The sequence below is a fragment of the Streptomyces sp. NPDC058326 genome (assembly GCF_042879855.1).
Classification (GTDB): domain Bacteria; phylum Actinomycetota; class Actinomycetes; order Streptomycetales; family Streptomycetaceae; genus Streptomyces.
In genome coordinates this window covers 367,994-381,998 of record NZ_JBHVZO010000004.1, presented here as the reverse complement: position 1 = coordinate 381,998, position 14,005 = coordinate 367,994, and the positions used below count along the sequence as shown (strand labels likewise).

Genomic DNA, 14,005 nt, shown 5'->3' with positions numbered 1-14,005 from the left:
TCGACGGACTCAGGGCCGAGGGGGCGCGGGCCGTCCCCGGCTGACGGCCCACGCCACCACACCGGCCGCGACGACCGCCGACCCCGCCAGGACGGACCCGAGCGGAAGCGCGAACGCGAGGGCCCCGCAGCCGACGAGCCCGAGCACGGCGAGCGGCCGGTTGCGGCCGCCCATGGTCCAGGCGGAGGCGTTCGCGATCCCGTAGTAGACGAGCACCCCGAAGGACGAGAAGCCGATCGCGCCGCGCACGTCCGCCGTCGCGGCCACCACGGCCACCACCGCGCCCACCGCGAGCTCCGCCCGGTGCGGCACCTGGAAACGGGGGTGCACGGCGGCGAGCGCGGCCGGCAGATACCCGTCCCTCGCCATGGCCAGGGTCGTACGGGACACCCCGAGGATCAGCGAGAGCAGCGAGCCGAGTGCCGCGACCGCCGCGCCCACGGTCACCACCGGTACGAGCCAGCCGGCGTCCGCCGCGCGGGCCGCGTCGGCGAGCGGGGCGGGGGAGTCGGCGAGGGCCGTGGGGCCGAGGACGGTGAGCACGCTCACCGCGACGAGCACATAGACGGCGAGGGCGATCCCGAGTGCCACGGGCACCGCGCGCGGGATCGTCCGTGCCGGATCGCGGACCTCCTCGCCGAGCGTGGCGATCCGCGCGTACCCCGCGAATGCGAAGAAGAGCAAACCCGCGGCCTGGAGCACCCCGCCCGCAGTGACCTCTCCGCCGAGGTCGGGCGGAGCTGCCCCGCCGGCCCCGAGCGACACCACGGAGGCGGCGGCGAGGACGGCGAGGACGAGGGCGACGATCACCCGCGTGAGCAGCGCGGACTTCTGAACTCCCCCGTAGTTGACGGCGGTCAGGGCGACCACGGCGGCCACCGCCACCGCGTGCGCGTGCCCCGGCCACACGTACGCTCCGACGGTCAGGGCCATCGCCGCGCAGGAGGCCGTCTTGCCCACCACGAACGCCCACCCGGCCAGATAGCCCCAGAACGAACCGAGGCATTCGCGACCGTACACATAGGTGCCGCCCGAGCTGGGGTAGCGGGCCGCGAGCCGGGCCGAGGCCATGGCGTTGCAGTACGCGACGACGGCGGCGAGCCCGAGGGCCCCGAGCAGCCCGCCCCCGGATCCGGCCGCCCCGGCGGCGGGCCCGAGCGCGACGAAGATCCCGGCCCCGACCATGGCCCCGAGCCCGATCACGACCGCGTCGAAGACGCCGAGGGAGCGGCGCAGTTCCGATGTCATGCCCCGCACATTAGAGGCTGTGGCCGGTCTCCCTGAGCGTGATGTTGAGCCGCCCCCTCAGGCCGAGCGCGGGTTCGGCCGTCCCCGGGTACACCTTGGGGACCCCGTGGTGAACCCACCGTGAAGCCCCGCCGAAGACGAACAGGTCCCCGGAGTTCAGTTCGACGTCCTGGTACGGCCGCCCACGGCCCTCCTCGTTCCCGAACCGGAACACACACCGGTCCCCGAGGCTCAGCGACACCACCGGCGCACCCGAACGCTCCTCCCGGTCCTGGTGCATGCCCATCCGCGCCCCCGGCGCGTAGAAGTTCACCAGCGCGGTGTCGGGGGTGAAACCGCCGTCGTCGCCGTACGCCTCGACGAGCGCCTCCCGGCCGAGGGCGACGAGCCGGTCGGGCAGTTCCACGCCCACCGTGTCGAGATAGCGGTACGGCACCCACTGCCGGCCCAGACACAGCGACCGCACGGACATGACACCCCCACCGGGCAACACGGTGTGCCGGTACGGCACGGGCCCGCGCCCCCACTCCCGGCAGGCGTCCACCAGCTCCCGCTGCCGCGCGAACGAGAGCCACGCGGGTACGTGCACGGCTCCGGGCGCGATCACGGCCCGCTCGCGCGGGAAGAGCCCCTCGGTCACGCCAGGGCCCCCTCCAGGCCCAGGAGCCGCTCCTTCCGCTCAAGCCCGGCGGCGTACCCGCGCAGACTTCCGTCGGCCCCGATGACCCGGTGACAGGGCCGCACCAGGAGCAGCGGATTGCGTCCGATCGCGGTCCCCACGGCCCGAACCCCCGCGCCGGCGGAACCGACCCGCCGGGCGATCTCCCCGTACGAGACGGTCGTGCCGTACGGGATCTCCTCCAGGGCCCCCCAGACCCGCCGTTGGAACGCGGTCCCGGCGTCGGTCGCGAGCGGCAGCTCGAAGCGGTCCCGTCGCCCGGCGAAGTACTCACCCAGCTGCCCGGCGGCCTCGCCGAACGCCCCGGGCGCGAGCGTCCACCCGTCCTCGACCGCGACGGCACCCTTCTGCCCCGGCAGGGACAGCGAGCGCAGCACGGCACGGCCCCCTCCGGCGAGCTGCCCGACAAGCAGCATCTCGCCCAGGGGGCCGTCGACGTACGCGTACACGGTCATGGCTTGTTCCTCTCCCCGCACGGGTCTTCCACGTCCAGTGTGCGGGGCCCGCCGAGCCCGGGGCTGGCGGAATTCGGACACGAGCCTCGATGCGTCAGCGGTAGTTCACGAACTGGATCGCGAAGTCGAAGTCCTTGCCCTTGAGCAGCGTCTGCACGGCCTGGAGGTCGTCCCGGCTCTTCGAGCTGACCCGCAGCTCGTCGCCCTGCACCTGGGCCTTGACGCCCTTGGGGCCCTCGTCCCGGATGGTCTTCGCGACCTTCTTGGCGTTCTCCTGCGAGATGCCCTCGGTGACCGAGGCGAAGAGCTTGTACTCCTTGCCGGACAGCTGCGGCTCGCCCTCGACGTCCAGCGACTTGAGCGAGATCCCGCGCTTGATCAGCTTGGTCTGGAAGATGTCGAGGATCGCCATGACGCGCTCCTCGCCGTTCGCCTGCATCAGGATCTTCTCGCCCGACCAGGAGATCGAGGCGTTGGTTCCCTTGAAGTCGTAGCGCTGGGAGATCTCCTTCACGGCCTGGTTGAGGGCGTTGTCGACCTCCTGCCGCTCGACCTTGGACACGATGTCGAAACTGGAGTCGGCCATGACTCGTGGCTCCTTGCTCGGATGCTGTGGGGTACAGCCCAAAGCCTAGGGGGTGCGCCACGGCCCTCACCGCTGATCAATCCGGTGGCGAAGCACCCCCGGGGATCAGGTATTGTTTACGTCGTTGCCACGGAACACCGCCGAAAAGCGGCTCCACGGCAGCGATCTCATGGCGATGTGCCCGAGTGGCCAATGGGAGCGGACTGTAAATCCGTCGGCTTAGCCTACCCAGGTTCGAATCCTGGCGTCGCCACGCGAAGAAGGTCCCCGGTGCGTGCACCGGGGACCTTCACTCGTTTCCCGGGAGCGCGGGGCCCCGGGTCAGTTTCCGGCCACGTCCTTCACCGCGACCGACAGCGGGGTCGAGCCCGCGATCAGTTCCAGGGTGAGGCCGGCCGTCGCCGGGGTGTCGAGGATCTCGGCCAGGGTCGCGGCCACGTCGTCGCGGGGGATCGGGCCGCGGCCCGTGTGGGCCTCCAGGCGGACCATCCCCGTGCCCGCGTCGTTCGTCAGCGAACCGGGGCGCAGGATCGTCCAGTCCAGGGACGTCCGCGCGCGGATGTCGTCGTCGGCGGCGCCCTTGGCACGGAGATACGCGTCGAAGATCTCGTCGCCCGGGTGAGACGCGTCGGCGCCCATCGAGGAGACGACGACATGGCGCCGTACGCCCGCCCGTTCCGCCGCGTCCGCGAAAAGCAGCGCCGCCGCGCGGTCCACCGTGTCCTTGCGGTCCGCTCCGCTGCCCGGGCCCGCGCCCGCCGCGAAGACGGCCGCACCGGCGCCCTGGAGGACCGCCGCGACCATCTCGACCGACGCCGACTCCAGGTCGAGGACGACGGGCTCGGCACCCATGTCCCGCAGGTCTCCGGCCTGTTCCGGTCTGCGGATGATCCCCGCGACCTCGTGCCCGCCCGCCGAGAGCAGCCTCTCCAGGCGCAGGGCGATCTGTCCGTGTCCTCCAGCGATGACGATGCGCATACTCACGACCGTACGACGGGACCGGCCGAAGGGCTTCCCGGCTCGGGCGGACGCTCCGGACGCGCCTGACGGGGCAGCTCGAGCGCCGCCGCCGAGTCGCAGTACTCCCGCACCGCGCTCGTCCGGGCCACCACCCGCCCCCGGTGCACCACGATCCGGCTGTACGCCAGGGACAGCACGCCCGACAGACGCTCGCCGCGGACCGCGAGCAGCTCCGCGGGGAAACCGGCCTCCACCCGCACCTCCGGCAGTCCCATCACGTCCCGCGCCTCCGCGCTCACCGCCGCGTACGCCTCCTCGGCCGGCAGCCCGCCCAGCGAGGCCAGCAGATACGCCGCCTCCAGCGGATCCCCGCGCCCCACCGGGTTGGACACGTCCCGCAGCGTCCCGCTGCCCGCCGCGACCCGCACTCCGGCCGCCCGCAGCAGCCGGACCGGCGCCGCGCCGCGCCGCTCCGTCCCCCCGCAGCCGCCCTGCGGCAGACACACCACCGTCACCCCCGCCGCCGCCAGCTGGTCCGCCGCCCGCCGCGCCGCGTCGGCGGGGAGCCTGGCGAGCCCCGCGCACGGCCCGATCGTCACCCCGGGCCGCAGCCCGCCGGCCATCGCCGCGAGCCGGGCCAGCCTGGCCGGGTCGTCCCCGTCGGTGTGCAGGTCGACCGGGACGCCGTGCTCGGCCGCCACCTCGAGGACCGCCTCGACGTATCCGGCCGGGTCGGGGTCGAGGTCAGGGCAGCCGCCGACCACGCCCGCGCCCATCTTCACGGCGTCCCGCAGCAGCGCGAGTCCGTCCGCCCCCGCCACCCCGGTGAGCAGCCGGGGTACGGCCACGGCGGTGAGGTCGGCGAGGCCGCGCAGCGAGCGCCGGGCCTGGAGCACGGCCTCCAGGGGCCCGAGCGCGTGCACGTCGCCGATCCGCACGTGCGCGCGGAGTGCCGTCGCGCCGTGGCCGAGCTGGAGCAGAGCCGCCTCGGTGGCCCGGCGCTGCACGTCCTCGGGGGCGTACGAGACGGGCCCCGCGGAGTCGGCGGAGAGCGCCGTGTCGGCGTGGGCGTGGGGCTCGGCGGCGGCGGGCAGCAGGAGATAGCCGGTGAGGTCCACGCGCGCGCCCACGGCGGTGAGGCTGCCGGCCGTGCCGACCGCCTCGATGCGGCCGCCGACGAGCCGGACGTCCACGGTCCGTCCGTCGGTGAGCCGCGCGTGGGAGAGCAGGAGCGAGGCCGAGTCGGCGGTGGTGGCGGCCCCGTCCTCGGGCGGCTGGGGCTGCTTGCTTTCGGCTGACATCGGGGCTCCTCAAGGCTCCTCAAGATCAAGATCACGAAGCGTGGGGCCGAGCCTAGGGGCGCTCACGGCGACCTTCGAGGAGGAGCGCAATAGTCGTACCGATGAGGCCACGAGTGGCGTACGGGACGCCTGGTGAGGACCCTCGCGGGGGCACCGCGAAACGGATTTGGGTGATGGGCCGGAGACCGTGTAATGTCTTCCTCGCTCGCCCCAATAGCTCAGTCGGTAGAGCGTCTCCATGGTAAGGAGAAGGTCTACGGTTCGATTCCGTATTGGGGCTCTGGTGAGAAGGAACCCGCCTTCGGGCGGGATCCAGATCATCAAAGCGGTGTAGCTCAGTCGGTAGAGCAAGCGGCTCATAATCGCTGTGTCACCGGTTCAAGTCCGGTCACCGCTACACACGGTAGCCGATTGTGGGGTCGGTCCTTCGATCGGCTACTCTTTTATGCGTTCATCCGTCCATCGTCCGTCCAAGGAGCACTCACGTGGCTGCCACCGACGTCCGCCCGAAGATCACGCTGGCCTGCGTGGAGTGCAAGGAGCGGAACTACATCACCAAGAAGAACCGGCGTAACAACCCGGACCGTCTTGAGATGAAGAAGCACTGCCCTCGCTGCAACTCGCACACCGCGCACCGCGAGACGCGTTAATCAGGCTCGTACACGAGGCCGTCCCCACCAGGGGGCGGCCTCGTGTCGTTTGTCGGCAACTCCGGCAGCTGTCGGCGCCGCCGACCGGCACTGGCTCCATCGGCAAGATCGCAAGAAATCCAGGAGGTATCGAGTCCATGGCGCTCGACCAGTCCTTCGTGGGCCGGACCTATCCGCCCACCCCGCCCTACGAGGTCGGCCGCGAGAAGATCCGCGAGTTCGCCGAGGCGATCGGGGACGCCAATCCCGCGTACACCGACACCGAGGCGGCCAAGGCGCTCGGACACCCCGATGTGATCGCCCCGCCGACCTTCGTGTTCGCCATCACGTTCAAGGCGGCCGGCGCGGTCATCGAGGACCCGCAGCTGGGTCTCGACTACAGCCGGGTCGTCCACGGCGACCAGAAGTTCGCCTACACCCGGCCCGTGCGCGCGGGGGACCGGCTCTCGGTCACCTCCACCATCGAGGCGATCAAGTCCCTCGCCGGCAACGACATCCTGGACATCCGCGGCGAGGTCCACGACGCCTCGGGCGAGCACGTCGTCACCGCCTGGACGAAGCTCGTCTCCCGCGCACCCGAGGGGGCCTGACATGACCGCGAAGATCGCCTACGACGAGGTCGAGGTCGGCACCGAGCTGCCCGCGCAGACCTTCCCCGTGACCCGCGCCACGCTCGTCCGGTACGCGGGCGCGTCAGGGGACTTCAACCCCATCCACTGGAACGAGAAGTTCGCGGTGGAGGTCGGCCTCCCCGACGTCATCGCCCACGGCATGTTCACCATGGCCGAGGCGATCCGCGTCGTGACCGACTGGGCCGGCGACCCCGCCGCCGTCGTCGAGTACGGCGTCCGCTTCACCAAGCCCGTGATCGTCCCCAACGACGACAAGGGCGCGGTCGTGGAGGTCAGCGCCAAGGTCGCCGCCAAGCTGGACGACCAGCGGGTGCGGGTGGACATCACCGCCACCTCGGCCGGGCAGAAGGTCCTGGGCATGAGCCGGGCCGTGGTCCGCCTCGCCTGAAGCCGCTCACGGGCCTGCGTTCCGCCACGGCGGAAAGCAGGCCCGTACTCTTGAGCCCGTGCAGCTTCTCCACGACGCCCCCCTCGCCCCCCTGACCACCTTCCGGCTCGGCGGCCCCGCCGCCCGGCTGGTGACCGCCACCACCGACGACGAGGTGGTCGCCGCCGTCCGTGAGGCCGACGCCGCGGGGACACCGCTGCTCGTCATCGGCGGCGGTTCGAACCTGGTCATCGGGGACAAGGGCTTCGACGGCACCGCGCTGCGCATCGCCACCACCGGCCTCACCCTCGACGGGACCCGTCTGGAGCTGGCCGCGGGCGAGGTCTGGACCGACGCCGTCGCCCGGACCGTCGAGGCCGGGCTCGCCGGGATCGAGTGCCTCGCCGGCATCCCCGGCTCGGCCGGTGCGACCCCGATCCAGAACGTCGGCGCCTACGGGCAGGACGTCTCCGCCACCGTGACCGAGGTCGTCGCCTACGACCGGCGCACCGAGGAGACGGTCACCCTCGGCAATGCCGACTGCGCCTTCTCGTACCGGCACAGCCTCTTCAAGGAGCACCCCGAGCGCTACGTGGTGCTGCGGGTCCGTTTCGCGCTCGAGGACGCCGACGGGATGTCGGCGCCGATCAAGTACCCCGAGACCGCTCGCGCCCTCGGCGTCGAGGCCGGGGACCGGGTGCCGCTCGCGCAGGCCCGCGAGACCGTCCTGCGGCTGCGTGCCGGCAAGGGGATGGTCCTGGACCCCGAGGACCACGACACCTGGTCCGCCGGGTCGTTCTTCACCAACCCGATCCTCACGGCGGGGGAGTACGAGGCCTTCCTCGCGCGCGTGGCCGGGCGGCTCGGCGCGGACGTCACCCCGCCCGCCTTCCCCGCAGGCGAGGGCCTCACCAAGACCTCCGCCGCCTGGCTGATCGACAGGGCCGGATTCACCAAGGGGTACGGCTCCGGGCCCGCCCGGATCTCCACCAAGCACACGCTCGCCCTCACCAACCGGGGCGAGGCGACGACCGAGGACCTGCTCGCGCTCGCCCGTGAGGTCGTCGCCGGGGTCCGGGACGCCTTCGGGATCACCCTGGTCAACGAGCCCGTCACGGTGGGCGTCGAGCTCTAGGGGGTGTCTTGTCGATCGGGCCGGGCTCGTCGACAAGACACCCCCCAGGGCCGCTGGCTAGTACGCGACGCCCACGCCCTGCCTGACCGTGGCCGGGTCGTCGATCATCGCCAGCATCGCGTGGGCCACGTCCGCGCGGGCGAGGGAGCGGCCCCGGGACGGGGTGCCGCCGACGACCGTGCGGTAGCGGCCGGTGCGCGGCTTGTCCGTCAGCCTGGGCGGGCGTACCGAGGTCCAGTCGGTGGTGCTCGCGGCGAGGTCGGACTCCATGACCCGCAGGTCGTCGTAGATGTCCTTCAGGACCGTGTTGATGATCGCGAGGGCGGCCCTGTCGATCACCGCCTGGCCGTCCGGGACCGGGCCGAGCGGGGCCGCGCTGACCACCAGGAGGCGGCGCACCTTCTCCGCCTCCATGGCCGTGAGCACCGAGCGGGTCAGCCGGGCGGCCACGCCCGCGTCCGCGCGGGACCGGGCCCCGAGGCCCGAGAGGACCGCGTCCCGGCCCCTGACGGCGCCGCGCAGGGTTTCCGGGTCGGACACGTCGGCGCGGAGCACGGTCAGGCGCTCGCCGGTCGCCGTGAGTCCTGCGGGGTTCCGTACCACCGCCGTCACCTCGTGGCCCGCGGCCAGGGCCTGGCCGACGATCTCGCCCCCGATGCCGCCGGTCGCGCCGAAGACCGTGAGCCTCATGTCGCACCCTCCCGTGGTAGGTAAGTGTTCACTCACCCCCAGAGTGGGTGGGTACTCACTCACCCGTCAAGCGCCGTCGGAGGATGCATGACACAGCAGCCGACCCGGGTACGGATCATCGACGCGGCCCGCGACCTGATGCGGACGGCGGGGCTCGCCCGCACCACGACCAAGGAGATCGCCAAGGCCGCCGGGTGCTCGGAGGCCGCGCTCTACAAGTACTTCGCCGGCAAGGAAGAGCTGTTCCTCACCGTCCTCGAAGAACGGCTGCCTCGGCTCGGCGGACTCCTCGGCACGCTCGCCGCCGACCCCGGCGGCCGCACTGTCGAGGAGAACCTCACCGAGGTCGCACGGCAGGCCGCCCTCTTCTACGAACAGACCTTCCCGGTCCTCGCCTCCCTCTACGCGGAACCGCAGCTCAAGCGACGCCACGAGGAGGCCATGTGCACGTACGGCAGCGGCCCCCATCAGCCCATCGAAGGCCTCGCCGCCTATCTGCGCGCCGAGCAGCGGCACGGCCGCGTCGCCGCCGACGCCGACCCGATGGCCGCCGCCTCCCTGCTCCTCGGCGCCTGCGCCCAGCGCGCCTTCGCCTGGGAGGCCACCCCGGACCGCAGACCCCCGGACTCCCTCGACGACTTCGCGAGCGCCGTCGCCCGCACCCTGCTGCGAGGGCTCAGCTAGCGATCCAGTCGTCGATGCCCGACAGCAGCTTCGCCCGGACGCCCTCGGGGGCCGCCGAGCCCCGCACCGACTGGCGGGCGAGTTCCGCGAGCTCCGCGTCCGTGAACCCGTGGTGCCGGCGGGCGATCTCGTACTGAGCCGCGAGCCGCGAGCCGAAGAGCAGCGGGTCGTCCGCGCCGAGCGCCATCGGCACCCCCGCCTCGAAGAGGGTCCGCAGCGGTACGTCCTCGTGCTTCTCGTACACCCCGAGCGCCACGTTGGACGACGGGCAGACCTCGCAGGTCACCCCCCGCTCCGCGAGCTTCCGGAGGAGTCGCGGGTCCTCCGCCGACCGCACCCCGTGACCGATCCGCGCCGCCCGCAGATCGTCCAGGCAGTCCCGGACGGACGCGGGACCCGTCAGCTCGCCGCCGTGCGGGGCCGCGAGCAGACCGCCGTCACGGGCGATGGCGAAGGCCCGGTCGAAGTCACGGGCCAGGCCCCGCCGCTCGTCGTTGGAGAGCCCGAAGCCGACCACCCCGCGGTCCGCGAACCGCACGGCGAGCCGGGCGAGCGTACGCGCCTCCAGAGGGTGCTTCATCCGGTTCGCCGCCACGAGCACCCGCATCCCGAGCCCGGTCTCCCGGGAGGCCGCGTCGACCGCGTCCAGGATGATCTCCAGGGCCGGGATGAGCCCGCCGAGGTGCGGCGCGTACGAGGTGGGATCCACCTGGATCTCCAGCCACCCCGAGCCGTCCCTGACGTCCTCCTCCGCCGCCTCGCGCACCAGCCGCCGGATGTCCTCGGGCGAGCGCAGGCACGAGCGCGCGATGTCGTAGAGCCGCTGGAAGCGGAACCAGCCCCGCTCGTCGGTCGCCCGCAGCTTCGGAGGCGTACCGCTGCTCAGCGCCTCGGGTAGGTGCACGCCGTACTTGTCGGCCAGCTCGATGAGCGTCGTGGGCCGCATCGAACCGGTGAAGTGCAGGTGCAGATGGGCCTTGGGCAGCAGGGTGAGATCGCGGTGTACGTGCTCCATCGACCGATCCTGCCGCACCCGAACGGGCGAAGACACCCCGTTTCCACGATCGGGACCTCGCTAGAACGCAGAAACGGGCCGCCGGTTCCGAAGAACCGGCGGCCCGCACCGCCCACCGATGTCGGTACGTGGTCAGTCGCGCGCCTCCGCGAGCAGCTTCTGCATCCGCGAGACGCCCTCCACCAGGTCCTCGTCACCCAGCGCGTACGACAGGCGCAGGTACCCCGGCGTGCCGAAGGCCTCGCCCGGGACGACCGCGACCTCGGCCTCGTCCAGGATCAGCGCCGCGAGCTCGACCGAGGTCTGCGGGCGCTTGCCGCGGATCTCCTTGCCGAGCAGCGCCTTCACCGACGGGTACACGTAGAACGCGCCCTCCGGGGTCGGGCAGAGCACGCCCTCGATCTCGTTGAGCATCCGCACGATCGTCTGGCGGCGCCGGTCGAAGGCGCGCCCCATCTCGGCGACCGCGTCCAGGTTGCCCGACACGGCGGCGAGCGCGGCCATCTGCGCCACGTTGCTCACGTTCGACGTGGCGTGCGACTGCAGGTTGGTCGCGGCCTTCACCACGTCCTTCGGGCCGATGATCCACCCCACGCGCCAGCCGGTCATCGCGTACGTCTTGGCGACACCGTTGACGACGATGCACTTGTCGCGCAGCTCCGGCATGACCGACGGCAGGGAGACCGCGGCCGCGTCGCCGTACACCAGGTGCTCGTAGATCTCGTCCGTCAGCACCCACAGACCGTGCTCGACGGCCCAGCGGCCGATCGCCTCGGTCTCGGCCTCGCTGTAGACGGCGCCGGTCGGGTTCGACGGGGAGACGAAGAGGACGACCTTGGTCTTCTCCGTACGGGCCGCCTCCAGCTGCGCCACCGAGACCCGGTAGCCGGTGGTCTCGTCGGCGACGACCTCCACCGGGACACCGCCCGCGAGGCGGATCGACTCGGGGTACGTCGTCCAGTACGGCGCCGGGACGATGACCTCGTCGCCCGGGTCGAGGATCGCGGCGAAGGCCTCGTAGATCGCCTGCTTGCCGCCGTTGGTCACCAGGACCTGGGAGGCGTCGACCTCGTAGCCGGAGTCGCGCAGCGTCTTGGCGGCGATGGCGGCCTTCAGCTCGGGCAGACCGCCGGCCGGCGTGTAGCGGTGGAACTTCGGGTTCTTGCAGGCCTCGACGGCCGCGTCGACGATGTAGTCCGGAGTCGGGAAGTCGGGCTCACCCGCGCCGAAACCGATCACCGGGCGCCCGGCGGCCTTGAGAGCCTTGGCCTTGGCGTCGACGGCGAGGGTGGCGGACTCGGAGATCGCACCGATCCGGGCGGAGACCCGACGCTCGGTGGGAGGGGTAGCAGCGCTCATACGGCCCATCGTCCCAGACCGCTTCAGGGCCGGACACACAGGTTTCACGGACCGGACAGGAACGGTCATTCCCGGTCGTACGCGCGTCCGACGGCACGTCGCTCGTGGTTTCTGTTCGACGCGGAGCCCTCTGACCACGTATGCTCACTGCTCGTTGGCCCGCACCGACCACATCTCACGATGCGGTAGGTTGGGGGACACCAACAAAGGGTCGTAGCTCAATTGGTAGAGCACCGGTCTCCAAAACCGGCGGTTGGGGGTTCAAGTCCCTCCGGCCCTGCTACACACACCGCCAGGTGTTGTGCGCATGTACGTACTTCATTGCACCGCCGTGCGGCTCCACCCGGGCGCGGCACGGCCGACCCGGAATCAGGTGAGAGATCGTGACGGACGCCGTAGGCTCCATCGACATGCCTGATGCCGATGACGAGGCCTCCGAGTCTAAGAAGAAGTCCCGCAAGGGCGGCAAGCGAGGCAAGAAGGGCCCCCTGGGCCGTCTCGCACTCTTCTACCGTCAGATCGTCGCGGAGCTCCGCAAGGTCGTCTGGCCCACGCGCAGCCAGCTCTCGACGTACACCACTGTGGTGATCATCTTCGTCGTCATCATGATCGGCCTTGTCACCGTGATTGACTATGGCTTCCAGGAAGCAGTCAAGTACGTCTTCGGCTGACTTTTTGTTCCACCCCATCTGTATCGCAGGAAGAAGCAGCCACCGTGTCTGACGCGAACCTGAACGACGCCTTCGAGTCCGAGTCCGTCGAGGACGAGCTGGACATCGTCGAGGCGGCCGACGAGGACCAGGCCGACGCTGCTGACGATGTTGCCGGCGAGGCCGCCGAGGAAGCCGCTGTCCACGTCGAGGAAGAGGACGAGGACGAGCCGGAGACCGACGAGGACGCCGACGTCGCCGAGAGCGACGAGGACGAGACCGTCGAGGGCGAGTCCGAGGACGAGGACGCCGAGGAAGAGACCGACGAGGAGGCCGAGCCGGCCGCCCCGGTCGACCCGGTCGCCGCGCTCCGCGAGGAGCTGCGCACCCTCCCCGGCGAGTGGTACGTCATCCACACCTACGCGGGCTACGAGAAGCGCGTGAAGGCCAACCTCGAGCAGCGTGCCGTCTCGCTCAACGTCGAGGACTTCATCTACCAGGCCGAGGTCCCCGAGGAAGAGATCGTCCAGATCAAGGGCGGCGAGCGGAAGAACGTCAAGCAGAACAAGCTTCCCGGCTACGTTCTCGTCCGCATGGACCTGACGAACGAGTCCTGGGGCGTCGTCCGCAACACCCCCGGCGTCACCGGCTTCGTGGGCAACGCCTACGACCCGTACCCGCTGACCCTGGACGAGATCGTCAAGATGCTCGCCCCGGAGGCCGAGGAGAAGGCCGCCCGCGAGGCCGCCGAGGCCGAGGGCAAGCCGGCTCCGGCCCGCAAGCTGGAGGTCCAGGTCCTGGACTTCGAGGTCGGCGACTCGGTCACGGTCACGGACGGTCCCTTCGCGACCCTCCAGGCCACGATCAACGAGATCAACCCCGACTCGAAGAAGGTCAAGGGCCTCGTCGAGATCTTCGGTCGCGAGACCCCGGTCGAGCTCAGCTTCGACCAGATCCAGAAGAACTGATCCCACAGATTTCCGACCAGGTCAGAGTGGCTCTCACAGCCGCTCTGACCTGCTCGGTTTTTAGCCGCGCGTGTATACCCGTTATCGTTGTGCGGTATGCCTCCATCCGGATGACCGGATGGCGGGCTGAACACTCTCACTAGGACCCGGAGAGAGCAATGCCTCCCAAGAAGAAGAAGGTCACGGGGCTTATCAAGCTCCAGATCAACGCCGGCGCGGCGAACCCGGCCCCGCCGGTCGGCCCCGCGCTCGGTCAGCACGGCGTCAACATCATGGAGTTCTGCAAGGCCTACAACGCCGCGACCGAGTCGCAGCGTGGCATGGTCGTGCCGGTGGAGATCACGGTCTACGAGGACCGCTCCTTCACCTTCATCACGAAGACTCCGCCGGCCGCCAAGCTGATCCTCAAGGCCGCGGGTGTGGACAAGGGCTCCGGCGAGCCGCACAAGACCAAGGTCGCCAAGCTCACGGCTGCCCAGGTCCGCGAGATCGCCACGGTCAAGCTCCCTGACCTGAACGCCAACGACCTGGACGCCGCGTCCAAGATCATCGCTGGCACCGCCCGCTCCATGGGCATCACGGTCGAGGGCTGATCAGCCCCCGTTGGACCACGCGGCGGTAGCCGC

The 14,005-nt window shown here is 71.1% G+C and carries 16 protein-coding genes, 4 tRNA genes and 1 pseudogene; 12 read left to right on the top strand and 9 right to left on the bottom strand.

Annotation, left to right across the window (positions count from 1 at the left end; genetic code table 11):
• Positions 1–9 precede the first annotated feature (9 nt).
• The 4 genes from ACFVYX_RS10500 to ACFVYX_RS10485 form a co-directional block, all read right to left on the bottom strand.
• Positions 10–1,248: an APC family permease gene (locus ACFVYX_RS10500; RefSeq protein ID WP_389680920.1), complete on the bottom strand. Its 1,239-nt coding sequence runs from the start codon at positions 1,246–1,248 to the stop codon at positions 10–12.
• 10 nt (positions 1,249–1,258) lie between these two features.
• The gene (locus tag ACFVYX_RS10495) at positions 1,259–1,888 is read right to left on the bottom strand and encodes an alpha-ketoglutarate-dependent dioxygenase AlkB family protein (protein ID WP_389680919.1); all 630 of its coding nucleotides are present in this window, start codon (positions 1,886–1,888) and stop codon (positions 1,259–1,261) included.
• Positions 1,885–2,382: a methylated-DNA--[protein]-cysteine S-methyltransferase gene (locus tag ACFVYX_RS10490; RefSeq protein ID WP_389680918.1), complete on the bottom strand. Its 498-nt coding sequence runs from the start codon at positions 2,380–2,382 to the stop codon at positions 1,885–1,887. Before ACFVYX_RS10490 ends, ACFVYX_RS10495 begins: the two co-directional genes overlap by 4 nt.
• A 94-nt stretch (positions 2,383–2,476) precedes the next feature.
• Entirely contained in the window at positions 2,477–2,968 is a 492-nt protein-coding gene (locus tag ACFVYX_RS10485; protein ID WP_389680917.1) for a YajQ family cyclic di-GMP-binding protein, read from the bottom strand.
• Positions 2,969–3,139: 171 nt separating this feature from the next.
• Between ACFVYX_RS10485 and ACFVYX_RS10480 the strand changes: the two genes are divergently transcribed.
• A tRNA-Tyr gene (locus ACFVYX_RS10480) sits at positions 3,140–3,221 on the top strand.
• 68 nt (positions 3,222–3,289) lie between these two features.
• On the opposite strand, the gene ACFVYX_RS10475 is transcribed toward ACFVYX_RS10480, so the two are convergent.
• Both ACFVYX_RS10475 and ACFVYX_RS10470 read right to left on the bottom strand, forming a co-directional pair.
• The gene (locus ACFVYX_RS10475) at positions 3,290–3,946 is read right to left on the bottom strand and encodes an NAD(P)H-binding protein (protein WP_389680916.1); all 657 of its coding nucleotides are present in this window, start codon (positions 3,944–3,946) and stop codon (positions 3,290–3,292) included.
• Between the two features lie 2 nt (positions 3,947–3,948).
• A complete protein-coding gene (locus ACFVYX_RS10470) occupies positions 3,949–5,229 on the bottom strand; it encodes an amidohydrolase family protein (RefSeq protein ID WP_389680915.1) in 1,281 nt (426 codons plus the stop codon).
• 207 nt (positions 5,230–5,436) lie between these two features.
• On the opposite strand from ACFVYX_RS10470, the gene ACFVYX_RS10465 reads away from it, so the two are divergent.
• The 6 genes and pseudogenes from ACFVYX_RS10465 to ACFVYX_RS10440 all read left to right on the top strand — a co-directional run.
• Positions 5,437–5,509, top strand: a tRNA-Thr gene (locus ACFVYX_RS10465).
• A 44-nt stretch (positions 5,510–5,553) separates the two neighbouring features.
• Positions 5,554–5,626 (top strand) — tRNA-Met (locus tag ACFVYX_RS10460).
• 88 nt (positions 5,627–5,714) lie between these two features.
• On the top strand, positions 5,715–5,879 hold the full coding sequence (gene rpmG, locus ACFVYX_RS10455) for a 50S ribosomal protein L33 (protein WP_003956487.1): 165 nt from the start codon (positions 5,715–5,717) through the stop codon (positions 5,877–5,879).
• Between the two features lie 137 nt (positions 5,880–6,016).
• Positions 6,017–6,469, top strand: coding sequence for a MaoC family dehydratase N-terminal domain-containing protein (locus ACFVYX_RS10450; protein WP_150161562.1), 453 nt, complete (start codon positions 6,017–6,019; stop codon positions 6,467–6,469).
• A 1-nt stretch (position 6,470) separates the two neighbouring features.
• Positions 6,471–6,899: a MaoC family dehydratase gene (locus ACFVYX_RS10445; protein ID WP_389680914.1), complete on the top strand. Its 429-nt coding sequence runs from the start codon at positions 6,471–6,473 to the stop codon at positions 6,897–6,899.
• A gap of 40 nt (positions 6,900–6,939) precedes the next feature.
• Positions 6,940–8,013 (top strand): annotated as a pseudogene (locus ACFVYX_RS10440) (UDP-N-acetylmuramate dehydrogenase); the annotation flags it as partial.
• A 57-nt stretch (positions 8,014–8,070) separates the two neighbouring features.
• On the opposite strand, the gene ACFVYX_RS10435 reads toward ACFVYX_RS10440, so the two are convergent.
• The gene (locus ACFVYX_RS10435; RefSeq protein ID WP_389680913.1) at positions 8,071–8,703 is read right to left on the bottom strand and encodes an NAD(P)-dependent oxidoreductase; all 633 of its coding nucleotides are present in this window, start codon (positions 8,701–8,703) and stop codon (positions 8,071–8,073) included.
• An 87-nt stretch (positions 8,704–8,790) separates the two neighbouring features.
• Here ACFVYX_RS10435 and ACFVYX_RS10430 point away from each other — a divergent pair, with 87 nt between their 5' ends.
• On the top strand, positions 8,791–9,387 hold the full coding sequence (locus ACFVYX_RS10430) for a TetR/AcrR family transcriptional regulator (RefSeq protein WP_389680912.1): 597 nt from the start codon (positions 8,791–8,793) through the stop codon (positions 9,385–9,387).
• On the opposite strand, the gene ACFVYX_RS10425 is transcribed toward ACFVYX_RS10430, so the two are convergent.
• Both ACFVYX_RS10425 and ACFVYX_RS10420 read right to left on the bottom strand, forming a co-directional pair.
• A complete protein-coding gene (locus ACFVYX_RS10425) occupies positions 9,380–10,402 on the bottom strand; it encodes an adenosine deaminase (RefSeq protein ID WP_389680911.1) in 1,023 nt (340 codons plus the stop codon). The genes ACFVYX_RS10430 and ACFVYX_RS10425 overlap by 8 nt on opposite strands.
• A gap of 132 nt (positions 10,403–10,534) precedes the next feature.
• Entirely contained in the window at positions 10,535–11,761 is a 1,227-nt protein-coding gene (locus tag ACFVYX_RS10420; protein ID WP_389680910.1) for a pyridoxal phosphate-dependent aminotransferase, read from the bottom strand.
• Positions 11,762–11,968: 207 nt separating this feature from the next.
• Between ACFVYX_RS10420 and ACFVYX_RS10415 the strand changes: the two genes are divergently transcribed.
• The 4 genes from ACFVYX_RS10415 to rplK all read left to right on the top strand — a co-directional run bounded on the left by ACFVYX_RS10415 (position 11,969) and on the right by rplK (position 13,972).
• Positions 11,969–12,041, top strand: a tRNA-Trp gene (locus tag ACFVYX_RS10415).
• Positions 12,042–12,144: 103 nt separating this feature from the next.
• Complete coding sequence (gene secE / locus ACFVYX_RS10410; RefSeq protein ID WP_351901903.1) at positions 12,145–12,432, top strand: preprotein translocase subunit SecE; 288 nt, start codon at positions 12,145–12,147, stop codon at positions 12,430–12,432.
• A gap of 44 nt (positions 12,433–12,476) precedes the next feature.
• On the top strand, positions 12,477–13,379 hold the full coding sequence (gene nusG / locus ACFVYX_RS10405; protein WP_389680909.1) for a transcription termination/antitermination protein NusG: 903 nt from the start codon (positions 12,477–12,479) through the stop codon (positions 13,377–13,379).
• Positions 13,380–13,537: 158 nt separating this feature from the next.
• On the top strand, positions 13,538–13,972 hold the full coding sequence (gene rplK / locus ACFVYX_RS10400; protein WP_030318720.1) for a 50S ribosomal protein L11: 435 nt from the start codon (positions 13,538–13,540) through the stop codon (positions 13,970–13,972).
• Positions 13,973–14,005: the final 33 nt, after the last annotated feature.